This is a genomic window from Gordonia sp. OPL2 (assembly GCF_003797825.1).
Taxonomy (GTDB): domain Bacteria; phylum Actinomycetota; class Actinomycetes; order Mycobacteriales; family Mycobacteriaceae; genus Gordonia.
In genome coordinates, this window is record NZ_RKME01000007.1 from 212,097 (window position 1) to 235,969 (window position 23,873).

Genomic DNA, 23,873 nt, shown 5'->3' on the forward strand with positions numbered 1-23,873 from the left:
TCAGGATCGAGGAGACCCATGCTGAGCACCATGCAAGACGCCCCGCTGTCCATCGCGCAGCTGCTGCGTCACGGCAGCACCGTCCACGGCACCGCCGAGGTGGTGACCTGGACCGATTCCGGTCCTCGCCGCCGCAGCTACGCCGAGACCGGCCGACGATGTGCGCAGCTCGCGCACGCGCTGCGTGGTCTCGGCATCACCGGCGACGAGCGGGTGGCGACGTTCATGTGGAACAACGCCGAGCATCTCGAGGCCTACCTGGCCGTCCCGTCGATGGGCGCGGTGCTGCACACCCTCAACATTCGACTGTTTCCCGAACAGCTGATCCATGTGGCCAATCACGGCGAGGACCAGATCATCATCGTCGATCCGACGTTGCTGCCGCTGCTCACGCCTCACCTACCGCACTTGAGCACGGTGAAACATGTGATCGTCACCGGCGATTCGACCGATGGGATCGACGTGCCCGACGGGGTGCAGGTGCATGCGTACGAGACCCTGATCGCCGAGGAGCCCACCGAGTTCGATTGGCCGGAGGTCGACGAGCGGTCGGCGGCCGCGATGTGTTACACCTCGGGAACCACAGGTGACCCGAAAGGTGTTGTCTACTCGCATCGTTCGATCTACCTGCATTCCATGCAGGTGTGTATGAGCGAAGGCCCGGCCCTCAAGCAGGGCGACCGAGCGTTGGCGATCGTGCCCCAATTCCATGCGATGGCATGGGGATTGCCGTACGCGGCCTTCATGATCGGGGCGTCGATGATCATGCCCGACCGCTTCCTGCAGCCCGAACCTCTGGCCGCGCTGATCGCTGCGGAACAGCCCACGTTCTCGGCCGCGGTGCCGACCATCTGGCAGGGACTGCACCAGTATCTCGAGCAGCATCCGCAGGACATCTCGTGCATGCATGACGTTCTCATCGGCGGTTCCGCCGTGCCGCCGTCGCTGATGCACACCTTTGACGAGGATCACGGCATCCAGGTGCTGCAGGGGTGGGGCATGACCGAGACGTCGCCGCTCGGCTCGGTGTCACGCCCGCCCGCCGGCACCGAGGGTGAGGAGCGGTGGCGCTACCGCTATACCCAGGGGCGATTCCCGGCGTCGGTGCAGGCGCGGCTCGTCGACGACCTCGGCGCGGTCGTGCCCAGCGACGGCAGATCGGTCGGCGAGGTCGAGGTCCGCGGCCCCTGGATCACCGGTTCGTACTACGGCATCGACGCCGCCGACAAGTTTCACGATGGCTGGCTGCGCACCGGCGACGTCGGGACCATCACGCCCGACGGTTATCTCACCCTCACCGACCGCACCAAGGACATCATCAAGTCCGGCGGCGAATGGATCTCCTCGGTCGATCTCGAGAACGAGGTCATGGGGCATCCGGACGTCATCGAGGCGGCCGTGATCGGCGTGCCCGACGCGAAATGGGACGAGCGGCCCTTGGTGGCCGTCGTGCTGCGGGAGGGTTCCGCCGCGAAGGTCGAGGATCTCCGAGAGTTCCTGTCCGACAAGGTCGCCAAGTGGCAGCTACCGGAGAACTGGACGGTGATCAACGAGGTCCCGAAGACGAGCGTCGGCAAGTTCGACAAGAAGCGGCTGCGATCGCAGTACAAGGATGGGGAGTTGGACGTCACGCGGGTGTGAGGAGCGGGCTCATTCGGGGTTCGCGGACTCGCCGGTGGGGTTAGCGTGGGTCGCATTCACCGCGCGCCTGGCCCTGGCGTCATCAGACTTCGGCGTCGGTCAGCTTCCACCGCGCCGAAGCATCCTGTCGGTCCCAGAAGGTAGCGAATCGTCCACCCGCAGCCAACAACTCCTCGCGAGTACCTGACTCCACAACTTTGCCGCCCTCGAGCACGATCACCCGGTCCGCGTGACGAATTCCCGCCTGACGATGCGCGACGATCACGCGGGTGCGATCGGTGATGTCGACCGACAGAGCATCCACCACGGCACGTTCGTTCTCGTTGTCCAACGCACTGGTCGCTTCGTCGATCAACAACACCGGCGCGGGTTTCACCAGCGCACGCGCGATGCTGATGCGCTGACGTTCACCGCCCGACAGCACCGAACCGGCCTCCCCCACACGAGACTCCGCACCATCGGGCAGCCGGCCGGTGATCTCGTCCACTCGGGCCAACCGCATCGCGGCGTCGATCCGCTGCGGCGACGCGCTCGGATCGCCGGCCAGAACGTTGTCGGTGATGCTGCCCTCGATGAGGTACGGCTGCTGAAAGACCACACTCGCGAGCGCGCGCCGGGTGTCGTGGTCGAGACTGGCCGCATCCACCCCGTCGAACAGAATGCGACCTGTGGTGGGTGTGTACAGGCCGGCAATCAGACCAAGCACCGTGCTCTTGCCCGATCCCGACGGTCCGATGATCGCGGTCGTCGATCCCGCTTCCAGCAGAAGATCCACACCGTCGAGCACAGGCTGGTCGGGGTCACCGTAATCGAATCCGACATTCTCGAACTCGATGCGCGGCGCCATCAGTGCACGGTGCGACACATCTCCACTCGGATCGACCGGCGCGTCGATCACCGCCTGGATCTTGCCGAGCACGCCACGCGCATTCTCCAGCCCCGATGCCAGATCACCCAGTGCAGCAAATGGTTCCAGGTACCGCACCGCCACGACGATCAGCGCGACCGCCTCTGCCACCGACAACGTGCCCCGGACCGTCAACCATGCCGTGACGCCGGCGAGCGCGAACAGCGCGAGCTGACCGGCAATGCTGAACAGCACCTGTCCGGGAATCTGCAGTGCCAGCAGTCGCGTCGTCGCACCATGTTGTCTGGCGAGTGCCGCGCCCGCCAGGCTGCGCTCGGGCTCCACTCGACGCGCCACGCGCAGCGCCTCCTGAGTACGCGCGAACTCGACGATCCGCTCGGTCAGTTCCGAATTGGCCTCGTCGGCAACGCGATCGGCGCGGCGCGTCATCGCGCCGGTCGCCCACAGAGCGCCGAGCAGCAGCGGTACTCCCGCCAACGCGACCACAGCGAGTTGCCACGACACCCCAAACAACACGAGTCCGATGGCGACCGGCAACAGCACGGCATTGACCACCGGCACCAGCAGGTACACGACCACACCGACGAGGTCGGGACCAGTGGCGGCGATCGCCTGCCGGGCAGTGGCGGTGTTGGCGGCGGTGAACCAGCTCAGCTGGATACGCGAAAGCCGCTCAGCCACTCGATGTTGTGTGGTGTCGAGAAGCGTGAAGCCCATCAGCGAACCCACTTTGGAGGCTGCGGCGTCGACAAGCCATCCGAAGAGCGTCACAACAGTCAATCCGGCAAGCCACAGAAGTGCGGTGCCGTGTTCACCGTCGACGAGGCCGGCGATCAGCGGCACCAACATCACCACGCCGACGGCACGCAGCAGGACCGACAGGATCGCGAGCCCGAAGAAACGGTTGATGGCGGGCCGGGACTCAGGCGGTAGTAGTGCGAGAAGAGTGCGGATCATCGCGATCATCGGTCGATTCCTGCCGTCTCGTTGTGCTTGGCCCCTAACGATTCCTGCTGCTCGCCTGCATTCCGCTCTAATGATTCCCACAGCGCCGCGTATCTGCCCCCACGCTCGACCAGGTCGCCGTGACGTCCTTCTTCGACGATCCGCCCGCCGTCGAGCGCGACGACGGTGTCGGCATCGACAACGGTGTGCAGTCGGTGCGCGATCACCAACACTGTTCGATCGGCGGCCAGTCGACTCAGGCTCTGCTGCACCAGATACTCCGACTCGGGATCGGCGAAAGCAGTTGCCTCGTCGAGGATGATCACCGGGGCGTCGGCAAGCAATGCACGCGCGATGGCGAGGCGTTGACGTTCACCGCCGGACAGCGCGGCATCGGGCCCGAGGACCGTGTCGTAGCCCCGCGGCATCCGTTCGATCCGGTCGTGGATGTTGGCGGAGCGAGCAGCTGCCTCGATACGTTCATGTGAGGCGTCGGGGACGGCGAGCGCGATGTTCTGCGCCACCGTTCCATGCACCAATCGGGTCTGCTGCAACACGAAACCGAGTTGCTGATACAGCTCATCGGACTCGAACGAGCGAATGTCACGGCCCCCGATACGTATTGCACCGGAGTCGACATCGTGGAATCGGGCGAGCAACGCGGCAAGCGTCGACTTGCCTGACCCGGACGGTCCGACCAGCGCGGTGACGGTCCCCGGTTTCAGTCGCAGTGAGATGCCCCGGAGAACCGGACTGTCCGGGCGATAGCCGAAGGTCACGTTGTCGAAGGCGACCGCGCCGGCGGCGTCGTCGATGGTCTCGATCGGCTCTGTCGACAGCTCTGCGGCATCGATGGTCTCCTGGATGTCGCGAGCCGCGATCATGCCCGATCTGAGACTCTGCAGACCGAAGCTGATACCCAGCAGCCGGGCCCCGAAGGTGGTGCCCAACAGGAGGAATGGCAGCAGGTCAACGGGATCCGCCCACCCCCACACCACGAAGAAGGTGCCGACCACCGCGATCAGCCACAGGAACGTGGTGGGCCGCGTCATCAGGTCCATCACGGTCTTGGCGGTGATGAACGGACGCTGCCAGTTGTTGAGGAACGAGAGGTAACCGTCGAGGTTGTGACGGAACCGCGAGGACATCACCCCGCCGAACGTCCGGATCACCGGCTGCGCTTCGAGATAGGCGGCGGCTTCGCCGTTCATTCGTTCGGCCCAGGTCTGCGCCAGGGGAATCTTGGGCCCTGACACCACCATCATCCGCGCCAACGTCACGATGTAGGCGAGCACCGGGATGAGCAGGAACAACGCGATGCGCCAGTCGACGACGAAGAGATACACGAGCACCGCGACCGGTGCCACCACCGCCGCCACCGCGTCGGGCACCGCATGTGTCACCAGATAGTGCAGGGAGAGCGTGTTGTCCTGGACGAGTGTTTTGATACTGCCCGCATTGCGGTCGGTGAACCACCCCAGCGGGAGGTGAGACAGCTTGGCCAACAGTCGTTGCCGCAGGTCGCGGGAGAACGAACCGTCGACGGAATGCAGCCAGATCAGCAGCGCCGACTCCAGTAGGGTACCGACTCCCAGCAAGACGACGGCGACGATCCCCAACAGCCACAGTTCCGACGAGTCGGCGCCGCCGAGGAGACGTCGCCCGAGTTCGACCAGCAGCAGATACGGGGCCAGCTGGATCAGTGTGACGATGGCCTGCAGTACGCCACCGGCAACGAGTGTGCGTTTCAGCGGTGCCAGCAACCGACCGGCGCCCGCGGCACGCCAGGTGCCCTGCGTCGGGAGGTCGCCCGTGGCGCTCGCTGCGATCACCGCCTCGGGTTCGTCGGCGACGATCTCCGGCTCGATCGTCTCGACGTCCGGCGCGGCGGCCTCGGCGTCGGGATCGCGCTCCTTACCCATCGCCTTGCCCTGCACCCAGTAGGCCTGTGCGTGGATCTCCGACTTGGGGAAGCCGAACTCTTTGATCCGCTTGCGCAGTTCTTTGAGCGACGCCGACTCCGGTCCCAGCCACGCGTACCAGTTGGACCAGTCGCGCGTCTCGAGGGCTGCGGCGACCGACGCGGCATCGGCCCGTTTCACCCAGTGGATCCGCAGCCGCGGATGCTCGGCGAGAGGCAGGTCCCGATCGAGCGCATCGTGCTCTTCGAGGTACAACTCGATGGGCAGGTCGTCGGGAACGATGTCGATGATCGTGCGGATGGCCGGGATGGACGCCGAGTCGCCGATCAGCAAGTACCCCGATGGTCGATTCTCATCGGGAATCTCGAACGGCAACGAACTCATCGAGGTCATCTCGATCGATGCGCCCACTTCGGCTTCTCTGGCCCATTGAGACGCAGGACCGGCGGGTTCGTGCAGAACGAAGTCGATGGCGAAATCGCCTGTCTCCGGATCGGCCTCGGCGAAGGTGTAGCCGCGTTGGAACTCTGTGCCCTTGTCATCCGGGAACCACGCCCGAATCCAGCTGGTCGGCCCGAACACCAGGTCGTCGAACAGGGTGTCCGAATGAAAATGCACGCGCACACAGTGCTCGGTGAGTTGCACCGACCCGGTCCTCGTCGCCGCGTGGTCGATCGCACCGTATGCGCGCATCACCGCGCCGGTGAATCCCCGTCCAGCCATCTGCACCCTCCGGTCTCGCTCCGGAGTGGCTTCGCGGTGTCTGATCAACACACGCACGTGCTCGTCACACGCACCACAGAAGCCACCCCTGGTCGAGATCAGGTTAGTGCGGCCTAAGTAACCGGGGATAGTCCCTGATCTGGTGACTCCGGTCGGTAAAGCCGCTCGCAGGTGTAGTCAAACGTCTCTCTCTGCGAGACGATCTACTACACCTGCGGGCGGCCTGGGTGGTCAGTAGTCAGGCAGGCGCACCCGCCACAGCCCGCGACTCATCGATCGCAACAGGAGTGCCGTCGACGGCGGCCTCGACCGGAGCCGGCTCGGCACCGGGTCCGAAGTGGGCGAACTGCTCGATGTGCTGGTCGAGCGACAGTGGGCTCGGGGTTCCGTAGGTGAAGTAGGTCTCCCACGGGAGCTTCGCGCCGCCGACAGCGAGGCCGGTGTCGATGTCGGACATCTGCCACGTCTTGGTCTCGGCGTCGGGGTCGAGGTGCAGGTAACCTGCCTCGCCGAAGAGTTCGATACGGTTGCCGCCGGGTTCGAAGACGTACAGGAACTGGCCCTGCGTGATGCCGTGGACGTCCGGCCCCGCCTCGATCTGGATGTCGTAGTCGCGGAACATCTCTGCCGCGTCGACGTTGTGTTGCCCGGTGCCGTAGTAGAACGCGACGTGGTGCAGTTTGCCGCGCCCGCCGGTCATGTCGCGCATGCAGGCGACCTCGTGGCCGAGGATGTTGGAACTCATCCACGCACCGATCTCCACCTCACCGTCGACGACACGTTCGGTGGTGCGGAAGCCCAGATGCCGCTCGAACTCGTTCTTGGTCGCGGACACGTCCGACGACATGAGGTTCAGATGGTCGATCCGCTTGACCGGGATGCCCGACAACGGCTTCTTCGACGGCCGTGACAGGATCTTGCTGCGCAATTCTTCTGGTGCAACGTACTTTTCGGCCTCCCACAGCAACGAGAGGTTGTGCCCGTCGGTGGACCGGTACTCGAAGGTCTTACCGAAGCCGAAGTGATCCTCCGTCCAGCCGCCGTCGACGTTGCCGTCCTTCAGCGATGCGACCCGACGTTCCAGCGCCTCGGGCGAACTCGTCCGAAGCGCCGCATGTCCCATGCCGGCCTCGGCCGACTCGGTGACCTTCAGGCTCCACTGATACGGGTCCTCGTAGCCACGCAGATACACCGACTGCCCTTCGCGGTGGGTCACATACATGCCGAGGAACCGGGTGAAGAAGTCCTCGGTCTCCTGCGGCTTCGGGCTGAACAGCTCGACACGCGCCAGGTGGGCGATCTCGAAACGGGTGGGGTTCTCGCTCATCGGTGCTCCTGAACTCAATCGTCCGGCACCCGGGTTCCGGGGCCGCTCCATCGGTGGATGACCCGAGCATGCCGCTTCGCTGTGACCGCAGTCACGCATGTTCGAGATGGCCGAACACACCCCTCCGACGACGCGCCGGTATCCGGACTGCCCGGTAGAGGCCCCGATCATCCGGCGAATCTTCGTACGGTCGGGCGAACGCGACAGCGAGTGGAGGAGATGAGAGATGAGTCGGTTGACGGCCGCCATCGTCGGTTCCGGGAACATCGGCACCGACCTGATGTACAAACTGCTGCGATCCGAACACGTCGACCCGGTGTCGATGGTCGGTATCGACCCGGACAGTGAAGGTCTGGCACGCGCCCGACAGGAGGGGCTGGAGGCCTCGGCCGGTGGGATCGACTGGCTGCTGGCCCAGTCGGAGCTCCCCGATCTGGTGTTCGAGGCGACGTCGGCGAAGATCCACGCGGCTGCCGCGCCGCGGTATGCCGACGCCGGGATCGTGGCGATCGACCTCACGCCGGCGTCGGTCGGACCGTATGTCGTTCCTGCGGTCAATCTTTCCGACCATCTACGAGCGCCGAACGTCAACATGGTCAGTTGCGCCGGGCAGGCGACGATCCCGATCCTGTACGCGATCAACGAGGTCGCCGACGCCTCCTACGGGGAGATCGTCGCGGCGATCGCCTCGAAGAGCGCAGGCCCCGGGACGCGACAGAATCTCAGCGAGTTCAGCGAGAAGACCGGTCGGGCACTGGCGCAGGTGGCGGGTGCCGACCGCGCCAAGGCCATCTCGGTGATCAATCCTGCGGAGCCGCCGATGAACATGCGCGACACCGTCTATGCCCGTGTGCGGCGTCCCGACGCCGACGCGATCGAGCGCGCCGTCGTCGACATGGTCGCCGAGGTGCAGCGCTACGTGCCCGGGTACTCGCTCAAACTCGTCGACGTCGACGGGGATCTCGTGACCGTGATGCTCGAGGTCGTCGGCGCGGGAGACTTCTTGCCCACCTACGCCGGCAACCTCGACATCATCACCGCCGCCGCCGCGCAGGTCGCGGACGTGATCGCACAGCAGAATCTCGTGACGGGAGCAACCCGATGACCAACCGCACCATGACACCTCGGTCCGTGACCCTGGTCGACACCACCCTTCGCGACGGCATGTCGAGCGTGTCGCACCAGTTCACCACCAGCGACGTCGCCGCCATCGCGGCCGGCCTCGATCGTGCCGGAGTGTCGACCATCGAGGTCGCACACGGCATCGGTCTCGGTGCATCGTCGATCCAGTACGGCTTCGCCGCGGCAACCGATCCCGACTATGTGCGGGCCGCCGTGGACGCAGTCGACACAGCAAGCATCGCTGCACTCTACGTCCCGGGCATCGCCACCCTCGCCGAACTCCAAGGCGCCATCGACGCCGGCATCTCGACCGTGCGCGTCGCCGTGCACTGCACCGAAGCCGACTGTGGGCAGCAACCGGTCGAGTGGGCGAAGAGCAAGGGCCTCACCGTCATGTGCTTCCTGATGATGAGTCACAAACTCGAACCGGAGCGGCTCGCCGAGCAGGCGGTGAAACTCGACTCCTACGGCGCGGACGTCGTGTATGTCGTCGATTCGGCCGGTGCGATGGTGCCCGATCAGGCAGGGGCGCGTGTCGCCGCGCTTCGTGCTGCGATCGGCGCCGACATCGGCTTCCACGCTCACAACAATCTCGGCGTCGGGATCGCCAATGCACTGACCGCCGCAGAGAACGGCGCCACCTACATCGACGGATCGCTACGCGGCCTCGGTGCCAGCGCCGGCAACGCGCAGACCGAAGTGCTCGCAGCGGCATTCGAGCGCGCCGGGTGGCAGACGGGTGTCGACCTGTTCGGACTGATCGACACGGCCGAGAACGTCGTCGCACCGTTGATGAAGGAACCGCAGATCGTCGACGAGACGGCGCTCGTCCTCGGCTACGCCGGCGTCTACTCGACGTTCTTCCATCCGACCAAACGTGCGGCCAAGAAGTTCGGGGTACCGACCCGCGACATCCTGCTGGAACTCGGGCGACGCGGCGTCATCGGCGGCCAGGAGGACATGATCATCGACGTCGCGTCCGAGTTGGCCGGACGCGCATACGAAACACCGGAGGTGGCAACGGTATGACCACATCGACCACACCGATCGAGGTCCGACATCTCATCGGTGATCAGTGGAAGCAGTCGTCCGACGGGGCGACGTTCCAGACACGCGATCCGCACGACGGGACGCTGCTCGGGACCGTTGCGCAGGGGACCGCCGACGACGGCGCGGAGGCGATCTCTGTTGCGCGTCACGCGTTCGACGAGGGAGCCTGGCCGCAGATGGCCCCGAAGGAACGCGCGAAGATCCTGCATCAGGTGGCCGATGCGGTCGACGAGCATCGGGAAGAGCTGGCGCTGTTGGAGACCCGCGACGGCGGGAAGACCATCACCCAGTCGCTGCATGCCGAGATCCCCCGAGTGGCGCACAATCTGCGGTTCTTCGCCGACTATGTGTCGATGGCGGCCAATGAGGCCTACCCCGATGGCGACCTGCTGTCGTACGTCCTCTATCCGCCCGCTGGTGTCGTGTCTGCCATCAGCCCGTGGAACGCTCCGCTCATGCTGGCCACCTGGAAGATCGCTCCCGCGTTGGCCTTCGGCAACACAGTGGTCCTCAAACCGGCGCCACAAACCCCACTCACCGCGAACCGGTTCGCCGAGATCGCCCTCGCCGCCGGCCTGCCGCCTGGTGTGCTGAACGTGGTGCACGGATTCGGCGGAGAGGCGGTGGCGGGGCCACTCACCTCGGACCCACGCGTGGATCGCATCACCTTCACCGGATCGAGCGCCACCGGCGTCAAGATCCTGCAGGCCGCCGCCGCCAACCACACCCCGGTGTCGGCAGAGATGGGCGGCAAGTCCGCCAACATCGTGTTCGACGACGCGGACCTCGATGTCGCCGTGCCGATGTCACTGCGCGCCATCTTCGGCGGCAACGGACAGGTCTGTCTGTCGGGCACACGCCTCCTCGTCCAGAACTCGATCCGGGAGGAGTTCCTCGAGCGGTTCGCCGACGAGGCACGCAAACTCGTCGTCGGCGACCCGAAGGACCCGGCCACCTTCATGGGTCCGCTCATCGAGCAGCGCCATCTCGAGAAGGTCCACGGCTACGTCGAACTCGCGCAGGAAGAGGGCGGCAAGGTCATCACCGGCGGCGAACGACTCACCGGCGGCGACCACATGAACGGTTTCTACTATCCACCGACCATCATCACCGGACTCGACAACCAGTCGCGCACGGCCCGCGAGGAGATCTTCGGGCCTGTGGAGACCGTGATCGGATTCGACACCGAGGACGAGGCTCTGCGTATCGCCAATGATTCCCCCTACGGCCTCGCCGGAATCCTGTTCACCGAGAACCTCAATCGCGCGCACCGGTTGGCCGCTCGGTGGAAGGCCGGGACGGTCTGGATCAACACCTTTTTCGAACGTGACCTGCGCCTGCCGTTCGGCGGCGAGGGAATCAGCGGACTGGGTCGTGAAGGCGGACAATACTCGCGCGAGTTCTTCACCGAACCCCGCGCGGTGACGATCCGGCTGCACCGGTGAGCGAGCTTCCGATGCCGTCACAGGAGACATGTGTCGTCGTCGGCGCGACCGGTGCGATGGGTTCGACGATCACCGAGCGCCTCGCCGGACGGGGGTATCGGGTCGTCGCCGTCGCTCGCGGCGCCGACGATCTGGACAAGCTCGCCACATCGAGCGACCGGATCGTGCCATGCGTCGCCGACATCGCGTCCGACGACGCGGTCGAGACCATCCGGGGCCGACTCGACGGTCCGGTCCGGATGGCCTTGTTCGCGGCCGGCCTGCCTGTGCGCGGATCAGTAGACTCCATCGAGCCGTCCGCCCTGGCACTGGCCGCCGACATCAAGGTGTCGGGCACGGTGCGCCTCCTACATGCTGTGCGTGATCATCTCCGGGTCGGCTCGAGCTTCATCGCGATCGCCGGTTCGCTCGGGTGGGAACCAGGCCCGCTCGACGCCGGGCCGGGCACGGCCAACGCCGCCCTGTTCAATCTCATGCGACAGATCAGCAGGCTGTACGGGCCAAAAGGTGTGTGCGCCCACACGATCGCACCTGGGCCCATCGACACCCCGCGGCTGCGCTCACTCGTTGAGACCCAGGCGGCCGAGACCGGACGTGACGTCGCCGACGTGTGGGCCGGCTATCTTGCGAAGACGTCGCTGGGGCGCCTGCCAACACTCGACGAGATCGCGTGGCTGGTCGACATGCTGCTCGCACCCGAGGCCGCCGTTCTGCACGGCGCCGTCGTGGCTGCCGATGGCGGCGTGCGGCACTCGATCATCTGACCCCGGAGGAATCATGCCCGTCGCACACTTCCATCTCCCGCGCGACCGATACACATCCGAACAGGAGCGCCGACTCGTCGTCGACGCGAGCATTATCTATGCGCGAGTGCTGGATTCACCGATCGAGCGGGTGCGCGCGTTTGTCGTTCACTACGAGCCCTCGGCCGTCGCCGTCGGGGGCGAACTCGTCGCCGACGGAGCGGCCGTGTCCCCCTATTTCACCGCCATCGTGCTTACCGGGCGACCGGTCGAGCAGCGCCAGGAACTGCTTGCGCAGTTCACCGACCTTCTCGTCGATGCTCTCGGTGTCGAGAAAGCTCATGTCCGCGGTCAGATCGTCGAGGTGGCGCCAGAGAACTGGGCGATCGGGGGCATACCAGCTGCCGCCGTGCGATCGGCGGAGATCGGTGCGCGGGCGGGTGCTAGCTGAGTGTTCGGGGTGAGGTCGCGGGTCTCGTGGCCTCGATACTGCTCGGGCCCGCACGCTCGCTCGCCCCTACTCGGCCAGCAGGAGGAGAGCCTCTCGGGCGGACCAGCACCGGTCACCGAGCGGCCACCGCGGCAACGGTGAACTCCTCCCGAAAGATTCGGCGTGGTGCCATCCGACGCCGCTTCAACGACTTCACCGCGGCCTCGATCATGGCCGGCGGACCACACAGGAACGCGCTCAGCCCCTTGCAGCTGCTGAAGTCGGCCAGGACGACGTCGGTGACCAGACCCGTCGCGCCCGTCCACGTCTCCTCGCTGAGCGCAGGCCGGTAGTGAAAGTGATCGTGGCGTGCGGCAAGGTCGGTGAAGAACTCGACGTCGTAGAGGTCCTCCTGACGTCGCCCACCGTGATAGAGGAACATCTCGGGGACCAGGTCGTTGTCGAGGGCATGTCGCACAATCGATTTCAATGGAGCGAGTCCCGTGCCGCCACCGACCAGGATGGCCGGCTCCGATTGTGGATGCACGATGTGGAACTGACCGAGAGGTCCACGGAGATCGATGCGGTCCCCCACCGACAGTGAGCCGAAGATCCATCCTTCGGTCGCCAGACCACCGGGAGAGAGCTTCACATGGAACTCGAGGCACCGACGTTCGCTGGGTGGATTGGCCATCGAATACTGTCTACCCACAGCGGCTCCGGGAACGAGGAGTTCGCAGTACTGGCCGGCGTTGAAGGTCATCTCCTCGTCGAGTTCGACGACGAGCCGGCGGGTACCGGCGGCGATGTCCGACAGTTCGATCACCTCACCGACGAAGTCCCGCAATGGATGGTGCGGAACACCGTCGTCGACCGCGCCGGTCGGCTCGACGACGAGATCGGAACACGGTTTGGCCATGCAGGCCAGGGCGAGTCCTCCGGCGCGTTCGGTCGCTGTCAGGGTGTACTCAGGCGAGTCACCGTGATCGACCGATCCGGACAGAACCTTGAGCTTGCACGTACCGCAGGTGCCCTGCGTGCACGAATGCGGAATCCAGGCGTTGGCGCGCAGCGCGGCGTCGAGGATCGATTGGTCCTCGCCGACCTCGAGGACCGCGTCCGCGCCCGTGATCTCGACCCGATGGCACATTCGGGTGGCCGTCACCTCACACCTCCCAGGTGACGTGCAGCTCGGTGGGTCCGCGGAATCCCCAGCCCCAGAAGTTCACCTCGTGGGCGGGATCGAGCTCGATGTTCGGGATGGTCTCGAACAGCTCCTCGAGCGCGATGCGGACGACTGCACTGGCGAAATAGGTTCCGGCGCAGGCGTGCACGCCGCCACCGAAGGTCATGTTGGGGATGACGGCACGATCGAGATCGTAGCTGGTGGGTGCGTCGTACGCGCTTTCGTCGTTGTTCGCCGACCCGTACGACAGCATCACGAGCGAGCCGGCCGGTAACGTGACGTCGCCGACGGTGACCTCGCTGGTGGACAGCTTGACTGCCGCCGACCAGATCGGCGCCACCCAGCGCATCCCCTCGCCGACAGCGCGCGGAATCAGCGCCGGATCGTCGATGACCCGTTCCAATTGTTCTGGCCTGCTGAACAAGCCGGCCAGTGTCGTGCCCATCGCGTGCCCCGGTTCCTGCATCGCGCCCAGCAGGAACACGTAGAGGTTGGGGTAGATGACCGATCGGTCGCGGGTCTGTCCCTCCGGCATGCCGTCGTGGAGCCAGTGGGAGATCGCCGTGTGATCGGGATGTGTGATCCAGTGGTCGATCTTCGGGTCGAGGTGCGCGATGATCTCGGCCTTGGCCTCGTCTCCCGGGATGAAGCCGTCCGGGTTGGCGAACTCGCCGTCTGGGGTCATGTCGGCGTTGGTGAACGAGACGCTGAGTTTGTGGAACCAGTCCCGCAAGGTGTCGGTGCTGACGTCGTCGAGCCCGAGCAGATCTCCGAGCGACCGGACGCTGACCGGTTCGAAGTACTCGGCCACGATGTCGGCGCTACCGTTCTCCTCGATGGCTGCCAGCCGCTCGCGGGCGAACGGCCGGACCAGGTCGTCGATGTAGCCGTCGACGGCCGAGGGCTGCAGGTGAGGCTCCACCATCCCCCGCAGGTCGCGGTGCTGGGGACCGTTCGTGTTGAGGATCGCGCCCTCGCCGAATGTCCGGCCTCCCGCCGGTGAGATGACCGCGGGCCAGTTCGCCGAGTCCTTGGATATCTCCATGCACAGGTCGCGCGTGGAGACGATGTGCAGGCCCAACTGCGGGATGTAGGCGATCGGGGCCTCGGCCCGGAGCCGCTGGTAGATCTGATGCGGATCGTTCTCCAGCTGTTCCATCGTGATGTCCTCGACCCATGCGGGAGTCAGAGATTGTGCAGTGGTCATGGCTTTCTCCATTCGGATATGCGGGATCGCGGCCGGAAACGGCGGGCAGGCGGTCCGGCGATGACGTCGGCCAGGCTTGATCAACCCTGTGATCTGGAACACTATGTCCAGGCGGAGGGAGTGAGAATGACCGATAGTGCACCGTTCGTTGATCCCGTGCGCACGGCGCCGGGTTCTGCGACGACCGTGGCCTTGAGCACCCGCCATCTGACGACCAGCGAGCAACGCGAGGTGTGGGCGGAGACGCTCGATTCGACGTACTGCGAGATGGACGTCGACTGGCCGTCCGGCAGCGACGCGTTCGCGGCCGACATCGTCGCGCGATCGGTCGGCAGCATGTCGGTGAGCGTCGTTCGGGCCGACCCGCACACGGTCGTCCGGACACCGACGATGATCGACTCCGATCCCGGTGACGATCTGCTGCTGTGCCTGATCACCCGTGGTACAGCGACGATTTCACAAGACGGTCGCACCGGTGTCCTCGACGGCGGTGCATTCGGGTTCGTCGACTCCGCGCGACCGTTCGTCGTACGCGGTGACACCGAGTTCGAGCAGATCGTCGTTCGGCTCGGCCGCGACCTGCTCGCACCGCAGGTTGCCGAGAACAAGCTGGATCACTCTCTCGGCCAACGGTTTGCTGCGACGGGCGGGATCGATCGCGTGGCGTCACACCTGCTGGTGGACTTGGCGTCGCACGACGACGAGTTCACCGCCGGCGACCTCACGGCAGTGACATCTGCCGTGCTCGACGTGATCGCGGCGGCGGTCAACACCCGTGTCTCGATCGGGTCGCTCACCGATCAGGCCCACGATGCCGACCTCCGCAGGGTGCAGCAGGTGATGATGCGTGAGATCAGCAATCCGGATCACCGGCTCACCGACGTGGGCGCCGAGGTAGGGATGTCGGTGCGCTACATCCACAAGCTGTTCAGCGCCGTCGGTACGACACCGCGGACGTGGCTGTACACCAAGCGTTTCGGACGTGCACAGGCGTTGCTGCTGCAGACCGACCTGCCGGTCTCGGAGATAGCCGAACAGCTCGGCTTCCGGGACGTGTCCCATTTCAGCCGGGCGTTCAGCCGCCACCACGGGACCAGTCCTGGCCGTTATCGCACCGAAAATGGTTGATTGGCAGTCAATTCGGTGCGGTGCTGCGCCGTTCGGCGATCGTGACGTCGCCGGCGGCGAAGTGCGTGGACGGCACCTCACGGACGACGACACGAATCGTGGCGGCCGGCGCTCCGACCGCCCGTTGGGCCGCGGCGGTCAGTTCGTGGATCAGGTCGCGTACCTGCTGCGGTGTACGCCCCTCAGCGAGGGTCACATCGATGAACGGCATGTCAGCCTCCTGTGATGGTGATCGAGCCCAACGTGGTGAAGTGGGCGGCGATGCGCGCGCCGGGTTCCACGGCGATGGCGTCCGTCATGCCGCCGGTGAGGACGGTCCATCCGGCCTCCAGCTGGTGACCACGGTCCCCGAGCGTGTTCGCGGCAAACGCAAGGGCTTCCGCCGGATGACCGAGAACGGCTGCGCCGGTGGCGCTGTCGATCACATGTCCGTCGACTTCGAGAAGACAGGCCTCCAGCCCGAGATCGAGGTCGGCAACACGGCGCATCACCGGTCCGGTGACGTACGCGCCGGACGAGTTGTTGTCGGCGACCGCGTCAGCGAGGGTGAACCTGAAACCGGAGTAGCGGCTGTCGATGATCTCGATCGCACCGACGACGGCGTCCACTGCGGACAACGCCTGGGCTGCGGTCACACCGGGACCCTTGAGCGGTTTCCCGAGGACGAAGGCGATCTCGGGTTCGATGCGCGGATGGATGAGCTGGGTGCGCGGAACCGGGAGCCCGGCCGGCAGAGCCATGGCGTCGGTCAGCCACGCCACCGACGGACTGTCGACACCCATCTGCTGTTGTTTTGCCCGCGATGTCAGGCCGAGCTTCACACCGGTGATCTTCTCTCCGCGCGCGAGGCGATCGGCCAATGCCACATCCTGGGCGGTGTAAGCGATCTCGAGGTCGAGATCCGGCCACTCGGCCTGGATCGACGTTCGGGCGGTGCGGGTGCGTTCGGCGGTCAGCAGGACGTCCGCGACCCGCGCGGCGCTCCACTCCACGCTCGACGACAGATCTGCGGTCATCAGCTCACTTCCTCTCCGAGAACGGCGGTGACGCTGCCGACGCCGGCGATGTCGGCGACGACCGCATCCCCCGGGCCGATCGGCACCGCCCTGGTCATGGATCCGGGCAGTACCACGTGCCCGGGTTCGAGGGTGACCCCCAGCGGGCCGACCGTATTCGCCAGCCACACCAGCGCGTTGAGCGGCGATCCGAGAACCGCACCCCCGGCGCCGGTCGCGACGAGGGCCCCGTTGACGTGCAGGGTGCAGCCCGCCAACCGGAGATCGACGTCGCCGAGCCGGACCGGGCGGCTGCCGAGAACCACGCCGCCGGACGAGGCGTTGTCGGCGACGGTGTCGAAGATCCCGATCGTCCAGTCCTGGATGCGAGAGTCGACGATCTCCAGTGCTGGTAGGCAGAAGTCCACGGCAGCAGCAGCTTCGGCCACCGTCACTCCGGGCCCACGGAGGGGTTTCCCCAAGACGAATGCCACCTCCGGTTCGATGCGCGGCTGGATGAAGGCGTCTGCCGGGATCGGTTGGTGCTCGAGATGGAACATACTTGCCGTCAAGTGTCCGAAGTCCGGTCGGTCGACGTTCATCTGCCGCTGTATCGCGCGGGAGGCCAGCCCGACCTTGTGCCCCTTGACCACATCGCCGTCCTTCACCCAGGACTCCACCTGGGCCAGGGCGATCTCGTACGCGGTCGACAGTGGCGCATCGGTGAAGTGCTGGGCGATCGGCGCGATCGGTCGTCTGGTCCGGTAGGCCGCGAGCAGGGCGTCGGCCGCCCGCTGCACATCGTCGGTCATGATCTCGCTCTCTCTGAGGGTGGTCATCCGGCGACGGCACGCAAGGCGGCGGGATCGTCGCGGTGTTGACCGAAGGGTTTGTCCACCGCCGCCACCAGCGACTTCGAGACCGCGCCTGCCGCGGCGATGACCGCCCGCCGGAACTCGTGGTGGCCGGCCTTGAAGCGCGTCTCGGGCGCGGTGATACTCATCGCCGCGACGACGACACCCATCTCGTCCCGGATCGGAGCGGCGACGCAGTGCACCTCGGCGACCGTCTCGCCCGTGTCGTACGCACATCCGTTGCGCAGCACCGATTGCAGTTCACGCTGCAGCGCTGCGGGATCGGTGATCGTCGACGACGTGAGTCGCCGTAGCGGCTTGTCGGTGATGTTCCGTTCGATCTCGGACGTGTGGCACTGCGCCAGTAGCACCTTGCCGACGGCACTGCAGTGTGCGTCCAGATGGGTGCCGACTCGCGCGCCGGACACGTTGATCACGTGATTGCCGAGCACTTTGTCGACGTACATCACGCGATAGCGCTCCATGATCGCCAGGTGAGTCGTCTCCCCGTACTCGTCGGACAGTGCCTGCAGGATCGGGGCTGCGCACGTCTTGACGTCGACCGTCCCCTGCAGTGTCTGGTTGAGTTCGACCACGCGCCAGCCGATTCGGTAGCGTCCGCGCGCCCGGCATTGCAGAAGACCGATGTCGACGAGTGACGCCAGCAGCGCATGTGCGCTCGACCTCGGGAGTCCGAGTTCGCCGGCGACCTCGGTGACCCCCCATTCCGGTCGTTGGACGGTGAACAGGTCGAGGACCGGTCCGATCTTCTGGACGGTTTGCAGTGCCGCCATGTCAGAACCCCCAGCCGTCGGCGGTGCCCTGCAGGTCCAGCGTCCGGAAGCTGCCCGTGTAGAACAGCAGTGGCCGGCCGTCGTCGTACCAGAGTTCCTCGACGCGCCCGACGTGGAGCGTGTGGTCGCCCGCCGGATGCGAATCGGTCACCGAGCACGACAGATGCACGAGCGCGCCGTCGAGGAGCGGTACGCCCTTGCGCCAGGTGAACCGCACCAGATCGGGTTCGTGTGCGGCACCGGCGAAGTGCAGCGACAGTGGTTCCTGATCGCCGGCGAGGATCGAGACACCATACCGTCCGGTGGCGGTGATCTTCTCGTTCATCCGCGCGCGGTTGGCGATCGAGACGAGCACGAGAGGCGGGTCCAGTGACACGGAGGTGAACGCGTTGGCGGTCATTCCGTGTACGGACTCATCGTCGTGACCTTCCGCGGTGGTCACGATGGTGACACCACTTGCGAAACGTCCCAGTGCTTTTCGCATGCGAAGTGGTGATGGTTCGAGTTCCATGAGGGTCGTGCGGGCGGGTGCATCTGTGGTCATCGTCGTCCTCTCTCAGTTCCGCACGATGGCCAGATCGTCGTTGCTGATCAGGTCGGGACGCGTCCAGCCGTTGACGTCGTACTCGGACATGCACTGCTCGGCAAATCCCTTGAGCGCCAGATCCTGCCCCGTGCCCTGGTAGGCGAACAGCGTCTGGAAGCGGACGGCTTCGTGATCGCCGCCGTAATTGCGTTCGTAGAGTTCATGGCGTCCACCGAACTCGGACCCCACTGCGTCCCACAGCAGCTTGAGCAACTGCACCCGGTCGATGGCGGCGATCCCGTTGGACCCCCGTACGTACTGGTCGAGGTAGGGCGCGATGTCGGGATTGCGCCAATCGTCGGCGTGGGAGTTCAGGTAGATGAGTCCGCTGCCGAGGACTTGCTGGATGATCTCCTTCACTCGTGGGTAGCCGACCCCCATGAATGTGCGGTAGGCCAAGCCGTAGTTGAGATTCGGCTGCACTGCACCGTTCACCCATTCGTCCGGCGACTTCGCCATCGCGTCGGACAATCCCCAGAACATGTCCCGCCAGTTGAGGATCTCACCGATCTGCATCTGCACACCGCGGAACCCTGCGGAGCCGGTCATCTCGACACCCTTCATGACACAGCCGGCGATGAAATCGAGTTTGACTGCGAGGCGTGCGCACCCGTGGAACATGAACCGGTTGAGGAAGCCTGAACGCATCACGAAGTTGTTCGACGTCTCGACGTCGTAGGCGAAGACGTTCTCCCACGGCACGAGAACCCGGTCGAGGATCATGATCGCGTCGTTCTCGTCGAATCGGCTCGACAGCGGGTAGTCGAACGGTGTGCCCATGACTGCCGCGTTCATCTCGTATGAGGTGCGGCAGAGCAGCTTGAGGCCCTTCGAGTCCATCGGCACCGTGAAGATCAGGCCGTACTCCTTCTTGCGGAGCGGCAGCCCGTAGTGCGCGATGAAGTTGGCGTTGGTGATCGCCGAGCCTGTCGCGACGACCTTCGCACCGGAGACGATCAGCCCCGCATCGGTCTCGTCGACGACGTGGATGCAGACGTCGGCGGTCTCGTCGGCGGGCTTGTCACGATCGATCGGCGGGTTCACGATCGCGTGATTGAGGTAGAGCATCCGCTCCTGTGACTTCTTGTACCAGTCCAGGGCGTTCTGCTTGTACTCACCGTAGAAATCGGCGTTGGCACCCAGCGTGCCCAGGAACGACGCCTTGTAGTCGGGCGAGCGGCCCATCCAGCCGTACACCTCGCGCTGCCACGTGACGATCGCATCGCGCGCGAGGACCAGGTCGTCGGCGGAGCGTGCGGTCTTGAAGAACGGATGGGTGAAGCCGCCGTTGCCGGTGTCCGTGGGCACCGCCAGGACTCCCTGCGCATCCGGCTGGTGCATCGCGTCATACATCCGGGCGATCGACCGCGCGGAATTCCGGAATGCCGGATGAGTGGTCACATCGTCGACGCGTTCTCCGCGAAAATAGATCTCCCGGCCGTCGCGTAGCGATTCCAGATACTCTGCGCCGGTCATCGGGCGGACGTCGTTGAGGGAGCTCACCTGTGGTGTGACCGTCGTGGTCGGGCTCGCGGTGGTCGGTGCTGATGTCACGGAACAAACCTCCTGGTACGGACCGATGATGTACCCGATCACCCGGGCACGGATCGAATCTGTTGTGTGACTGCCGAAGTGGCAGCCACTCGCGGGACGCATCCGATCCGATGTATCGTGACCTGGCCACGTCCCTGTGACGTAGAACACTAAGAGGCGGAGGTGTGGCGCGGAATGGCTGAGAACGAACAGTCACATGGCGGTTTGCGCACGCCCGGCGGCTCCGATGACGTCATCGCGTTGCGAACCGGCGAACTCGACTCGCGCGAGGGTCGCGCCGAATGGGTGAGCACAATCGGTCATCTCTATGGCCAGATGGACGTGACCTGGGAGAACCCGGGCGAACGGTACGACGCCGAGTGGGGCGGCCGGGCCTTCGGGAGACTGCACGTCAGCACCATCCGGTCTGACGAGCAGACGGTCGTACGTTCGCCGGCGATGATCCGTGAAGGCGATGGCGACGGGTACCTGCTGTTGTTGGTGACGGAGGGCGGTGTGGAGATCACCCAACGCGAACGTAGGGCCACACTCGGTCGGGGCGCATTCGCGATGGTGAACCTCAACGACCCGTTCGTCTTCCACTCGCCCGTCCCGTTTAACCAAGTGGCGGTGCGTATTCCGAGCGATGTGATGGAGTCGCGGCTTCCCCGCAGGATCGCCGGCGAGGCCATCGGGCGCACATACGAACCGGCCGGGTCGCCCGCGATCCTGGGGCGCCTGCTTGCCGACCTCGCCACGACAGATGACTCCGTATCACCCTCGGTACGAGCATCTTTCGCATCGGCAACGGTAGAGATGCTCGCCGCTGCTCTCGCCGAGCAGATCCCGGAGCACGGCCCTGACACACAGCGCGCACACGATCTCGCGCGGATCAACCGCACCATCGCCGAGCATCTGCACGACCCTGATCTCTCACTCAGCGACGTCGCCGGTGCTGCGGGAATGTCGTTGCGCAACATGCAGAAACTGGTCAGCACCACCGGTACGACGCCCGGCGGGCTTCTTCACCGAGCCCGCATCGACCGTGCCAAGATGCTTCTCACGACAACCGAATCGTCGGTGGCCGAAGTGGCCACCGGAGTGGGGTATCTCGACGTATCGCATTTCAGTCGGACGTTTCGACGCCTCACCGGGGAGAGCCCTGGGCGCTTTCGTGCTGGTGCGTCGGATGGTGGCTGACCGGGGTCGACGGTCACGCCGCCGAGGTTCTCCCGCTGTTGTCGTCGTCGCTCGTCGCCGATGGCGCGCGCCCAGAGACCCAGCGCTTCGACCAGCGTGGCGCGCGCTGCCCGGCAACAGTGGTGACAGTCCGGTCACGTGCCGGTCGCCCCTCGAGTCGATGAGATAGCCAAGACACCGCCAACGGGCCCGACAGCGGCAACAGCGAGTAGTGCTCGCTGAGCTGGTCACGCACATATGTCACCGGTACACCGCGATCGCGGTACCGCGCGACCTGTCCGTCGACATCATCGACGCTGATCACCTCGTCGTGCACCGCCTGCACCACCAGCAGTGGGATGGCGGGTGCGTGGCTGCCCAGTTGCAGGTCATCCATCATCTCGACGATCTCGGGTTCGGCGAGAACGTCGGCAAGCGGGCGATCGAGGAAGTCGTCGATGTCGTGATGTCGGAATCGGCGGATGGCGTCGAGTGTGGGCAGGTCGGCGATCTCGTCCAGTTGTCGGCGCCCCTCCTCTGTTGCGTGCTCGGCGATCATCTTCTCGAGCTGCGGATACACGCGACGCAGGCCCGCGATTGCCATGATCGGGAGACCCGCGTGCACGCCGCCGTTGAGTCTCATCAGCGCCGACGCCATATCGCCGACGGGCGACCCGAGAACCGCGCCGACGAGGTTGAGTTCAGGGGCGTACCGGGGAGCCATCTCCGCTGCCCACGACGTGGCCATCCCCCCGCCCGAGTACCCCCACAGGCCGACGGATGTGTCGGCGGGGAGGGCCAGATCGTCCAACGCGAGGGTCGCGCGTATGCCGTCGAGGGTGCGATACCCGGGTTCGCGCGGTGCGCCCAAGGCCCCGAGCATGCCCTCATGATCCGGGATACACACTGCCCAGCCCTTGGCAAGGGCACGGCGCACCACCAGGAACTCGAAAGGCGCGATCGTGCGAGCAGAGTCGGCACCCTTGCGCAGTGCGAACGAGGGGAAGCACTGTGAGGTGACCGCATCGATCGCGCATTGGAACGAGAGCAGGTGAAACCCGCTCTCGGGAGCGCGCTTCCGTGGTAGCACGACCGTGGTGACTGCGACGTCGGGGGCACCGTTCAGATCCGAAGACCGATACAGCAGTTGCCAGGCTCGACTGCGGTGTTGCGATGCCCAGTAGTCTTTGAGATCCACCTGACGGGTGCGGATGATCTCGCCGGGACGCAAGGAGTCGAGCGCGTCTGGTGCGTCGTAGAACGGGTCGTCGGCGGGAATCACTGTGGTGTCCTCGGCCACGACGGACGCGTTCAGCTGTGCGGTCATGCTGCACCTCGATTCTCAGACGGGAGCCGCATCGGGCTTGTCTGCCGTCTCTTCAACGATCCAACCGGGGTGACCATTCCGAGCGGATGGGGTTGAATCGCGGCATGGGCCGACGATGGCATCCGCTCGACGACGAGACTGCGGTGCGGCTGAGGGCTGCGTCTTTCACGTATCCGGAGGTGAGTGGAACGGGTGGCGACCTGCCCGTCGGCTATCACCACATCTGCGAGAGAGTTCGCCTGGGCACCGGAGTCGCCTGTTTCGAACAGGCGCGTGAGGACGTGCTGACGTGGCAGGTTCAGCTCCGCGCCGGCGTCGGGGTGTCGAGTTCCGGACCGCGAGTCGTCGACGGTGAGGTTGCCGTGGTGACGATCGGCATCGGCCGTCTGGGGCTTCGGGCACCGGTTCGGGTGGTGGACGTGTTCGATGACGAGTGTCGGGCCGGCTTCTCCTACGGCACTCTGCCCGGGCATCCCGAGTGTGGCGAAGAGCGGTTCCTGGTGGAGCGACACGGCGATGGCACAGTCACTTTCACGGTCACGGCGTTCTCGCGACCGCACGCCCTGCTCGCGCGGGCGGGTGGTCCGATCGGCCGGATGGCGCAGGCCTTCATCACGCGGCGATATCTGGGTGCGCTCGGGCGGTGACCAGGAGACTGTCGTTCAGCCGAACGACAGTGCTGCACCGGAACCATACTTGTTCGACATCCACTTGGGCATCGACCGGAACAGCCTGATCAGGCAGCGACCACATGTGGTTTCTGCCGTGACCTGACGAATCACGTCCTGAGAACTCCCGCTGAACTAATCCTGTCTCTTATACACCTCTGACGCTGCCGACGACTTAATAGGTGTAGATCCCGGGGGTC

General features: G+C 65.5%; 21 protein-coding genes. 9 read left to right on the top strand and 12 right to left on the bottom strand.

The genetic code is table 11. The features are described 5' to 3' along the window. The first annotated feature begins 18 nt into the window (after window positions 1-18). Window positions 19-1,641 carry a fatty acid--CoA ligase gene (locus EEB19_RS10250; RefSeq protein ID WP_187585784.1) on the top strand — a complete coding sequence of 541 codons (1,623 nt, stop codon included), beginning with the start codon at window positions 19-21 and terminating at the stop codon, window positions 1,639-1,641. Between the two features lie 82 nt (window positions 1,642-1,723). Here EEB19_RS10250 and EEB19_RS10255 read toward each other — a convergent pair whose 3' ends face one another. From EEB19_RS10255 to EEB19_RS10265, 3 genes are all read right to left on the bottom strand, one after another. Beyond that, window positions 1,724-3,466, bottom strand: a complete 1,743-nt coding sequence (locus EEB19_RS10255; RefSeq protein ID WP_187585855.1) for an ABC transporter ATP-binding protein — start codon at window positions 3,464-3,466, stop codon at window positions 1,724-1,726. A 5-nt stretch (window positions 3,467-3,471) separates the two neighbouring features. Continuing rightward, the gene (locus EEB19_RS10260) at window positions 3,472-6,099 is read right to left on the bottom strand and encodes an ATP-binding cassette domain-containing protein (protein WP_262365559.1); all 2,628 of its coding nucleotides are present in this window, start codon (window positions 6,097-6,099) and stop codon (window positions 3,472-3,474) included. Between the two features lie 238 nt (window positions 6,100-6,337). Beyond that, window positions 6,338-7,426: a VOC family protein gene (locus EEB19_RS10265; RefSeq protein ID WP_187585786.1), complete on the bottom strand. Its 1,089-nt coding sequence runs from the start codon at window positions 7,424-7,426 to the stop codon at window positions 6,338-6,340. A 226-nt stretch (window positions 7,427-7,652) separates the two neighbouring features. Here EEB19_RS10265 and EEB19_RS10270 point away from each other — a divergent pair, with 226 nt between their 5' ends. The 5 genes from EEB19_RS10270 to EEB19_RS10290 are packed head-to-tail and all read left to right on the top strand — an operon-like array spanning window position 7,653 to window position 12,237. Beyond that, complete coding sequence (locus EEB19_RS10270) at window positions 7,653-8,531, top strand: acetaldehyde dehydrogenase (acetylating) (protein ID WP_187585788.1); 879 nt, start codon at window positions 7,653-7,655, stop codon at window positions 8,529-8,531. Further along, complete coding sequence (gene dmpG / locus EEB19_RS10275; RefSeq protein ID WP_187585790.1) at window positions 8,528-9,577, top strand: 4-hydroxy-2-oxovalerate aldolase; 1,050 nt, start codon at window positions 8,528-8,530, stop codon at window positions 9,575-9,577. The genes EEB19_RS10270 and dmpG overlap by 4 nt, the downstream gene beginning before the upstream one ends. Next, the gene (locus EEB19_RS10280; protein ID WP_187585793.1) at window positions 9,574-11,043 is read left to right on the top strand and encodes an aldehyde dehydrogenase; all 1,470 of its coding nucleotides are present in this window, start codon (window positions 9,574-9,576) and stop codon (window positions 11,041-11,043) included. The genes dmpG and EEB19_RS10280 overlap by 4 nt, the downstream gene beginning before the upstream one ends. Before the next feature lie 11 nt (window positions 11,044-11,054). Continuing rightward, window positions 11,055-11,807 carry an SDR family NAD(P)-dependent oxidoreductase gene (locus EEB19_RS10285; RefSeq protein ID WP_187585795.1) on the top strand — a complete coding sequence of 251 codons (753 nt, stop codon included), beginning with the start codon at window positions 11,055-11,057 and terminating at the stop codon, window positions 11,805-11,807. Between the two features lie 13 nt (window positions 11,808-11,820). Beyond that, window positions 11,821-12,237 (top strand): tautomerase family protein, encoded by a 417-nt coding sequence (locus EEB19_RS10290; protein ID WP_187585797.1) that lies wholly within the window; start codon window positions 11,821-11,823, stop codon window positions 12,235-12,237. Window positions 12,238-12,349: 112 nt separating this feature from the next. Here the strand turns inward: EEB19_RS10290 and EEB19_RS10295 are convergent, their stop codons facing one another. Both EEB19_RS10295 and EEB19_RS10300 read right to left on the bottom strand, forming a co-directional pair. Beyond that, window positions 12,350-13,366 carry an NADH:ubiquinone reductase (Na(+)-transporting) subunit F gene (locus EEB19_RS10295; RefSeq protein WP_187585858.1) on the bottom strand — a complete coding sequence of 339 codons (1,017 nt, stop codon included), beginning with the start codon at window positions 13,364-13,366 and terminating at the stop codon, window positions 12,350-12,352. Window positions 13,367-13,382: 16 nt separating this feature from the next. Beyond that, window positions 13,383-14,609 (bottom strand): cytochrome P450, encoded by a 1,227-nt coding sequence (locus EEB19_RS10300; RefSeq protein ID WP_187585799.1) that lies wholly within the window; start codon window positions 14,607-14,609, stop codon window positions 13,383-13,385. Window positions 14,610-14,735: 126 nt separating this feature from the next. Here EEB19_RS10300 and EEB19_RS10305 point away from each other — a divergent pair, with 126 nt between their 5' ends. Further along, on the top strand, window positions 14,736-15,737 hold the full coding sequence (locus EEB19_RS10305) for an AraC family transcriptional regulator (protein ID WP_187585801.1): 1,002 nt from the start codon (window positions 14,736-14,738) through the stop codon (window positions 15,735-15,737). A 7-nt stretch (window positions 15,738-15,744) separates the two neighbouring features. Here EEB19_RS10305 and EEB19_RS10310 read toward each other — a convergent pair whose 3' ends face one another. Genes EEB19_RS10310 through EEB19_RS10335 form a run of 6 tightly spaced genes read right to left on the bottom strand, consistent with a single transcriptional unit; the run spans window position 15,745 to window position 20,442 of the window. Then, on the bottom strand, window positions 15,745-15,948 hold the full coding sequence (locus tag EEB19_RS10310; RefSeq protein WP_187585803.1) for a tautomerase family protein: 204 nt from the start codon (window positions 15,946-15,948) through the stop codon (window positions 15,745-15,747). Between the two features lies 1 nt (window position 15,949). After that, on the bottom strand, window positions 15,950-16,753 hold the full coding sequence (locus EEB19_RS10315) for a 2-keto-4-pentenoate hydratase (RefSeq protein WP_187585805.1): 804 nt from the start codon (window positions 16,751-16,753) through the stop codon (window positions 15,950-15,952). Continuing rightward, a complete protein-coding gene (locus EEB19_RS10320; protein WP_187585860.1) occupies window positions 16,753-17,544 on the bottom strand; it encodes a 2-keto-4-pentenoate hydratase in 792 nt (263 codons plus the stop codon). Before EEB19_RS10320 ends, EEB19_RS10315 begins: the two co-directional genes overlap by 1 nt. A 23-nt stretch (window positions 17,545-17,567) precedes the next feature. After that, window positions 17,568-18,380, bottom strand: a complete 813-nt coding sequence (locus EEB19_RS10325; protein ID WP_187585807.1) for an IclR family transcriptional regulator — start codon at window positions 18,378-18,380, stop codon at window positions 17,568-17,570. Window position 18,381: 1 nt separating this feature from the next. Then, window positions 18,382-18,924, bottom strand: coding sequence for a flavin reductase family protein (locus tag EEB19_RS10330; protein WP_187585809.1), 543 nt, complete (start codon window positions 18,922-18,924; stop codon window positions 18,382-18,384). 12 nt (window positions 18,925-18,936) lie between these two features. After that, on the bottom strand, window positions 18,937-20,442 hold the full coding sequence (locus tag EEB19_RS10335) for a 4-hydroxyphenylacetate 3-hydroxylase family protein (RefSeq protein ID WP_187585862.1): 1,506 nt from the start codon (window positions 20,440-20,442) through the stop codon (window positions 18,937-18,939). Between the two features lie 252 nt (window positions 20,443-20,694). Between EEB19_RS10335 and EEB19_RS10340 the strand changes: the two genes are divergently transcribed. Next, window positions 20,695-21,699 carry an AraC family transcriptional regulator gene (locus EEB19_RS10340; protein ID WP_187585811.1) on the top strand — a complete coding sequence of 335 codons (1,005 nt, stop codon included), beginning with the start codon at window positions 20,695-20,697 and terminating at the stop codon, window positions 21,697-21,699. A gap of 13 nt (window positions 21,700-21,712) precedes the next feature. Here EEB19_RS10340 and EEB19_RS10345 read toward each other — a convergent pair whose 3' ends face one another. After that, entirely contained in the window at window positions 21,713-23,005 is a 1,293-nt protein-coding gene (locus EEB19_RS10345) for a lipase family protein (protein WP_187585813.1), read from the bottom strand. An 86-nt stretch (window positions 23,006-23,091) separates the two neighbouring features. Here EEB19_RS10345 and EEB19_RS10350 point away from each other — a divergent pair, with 86 nt between their 5' ends. Then, window positions 23,092-23,652, top strand: a complete 561-nt coding sequence (locus tag EEB19_RS10350) for a DUF1990 family protein (protein WP_262365560.1) — start codon at window positions 23,092-23,094, stop codon at window positions 23,650-23,652. Window positions 23,653-23,873 lie beyond the last annotated feature (221 nt).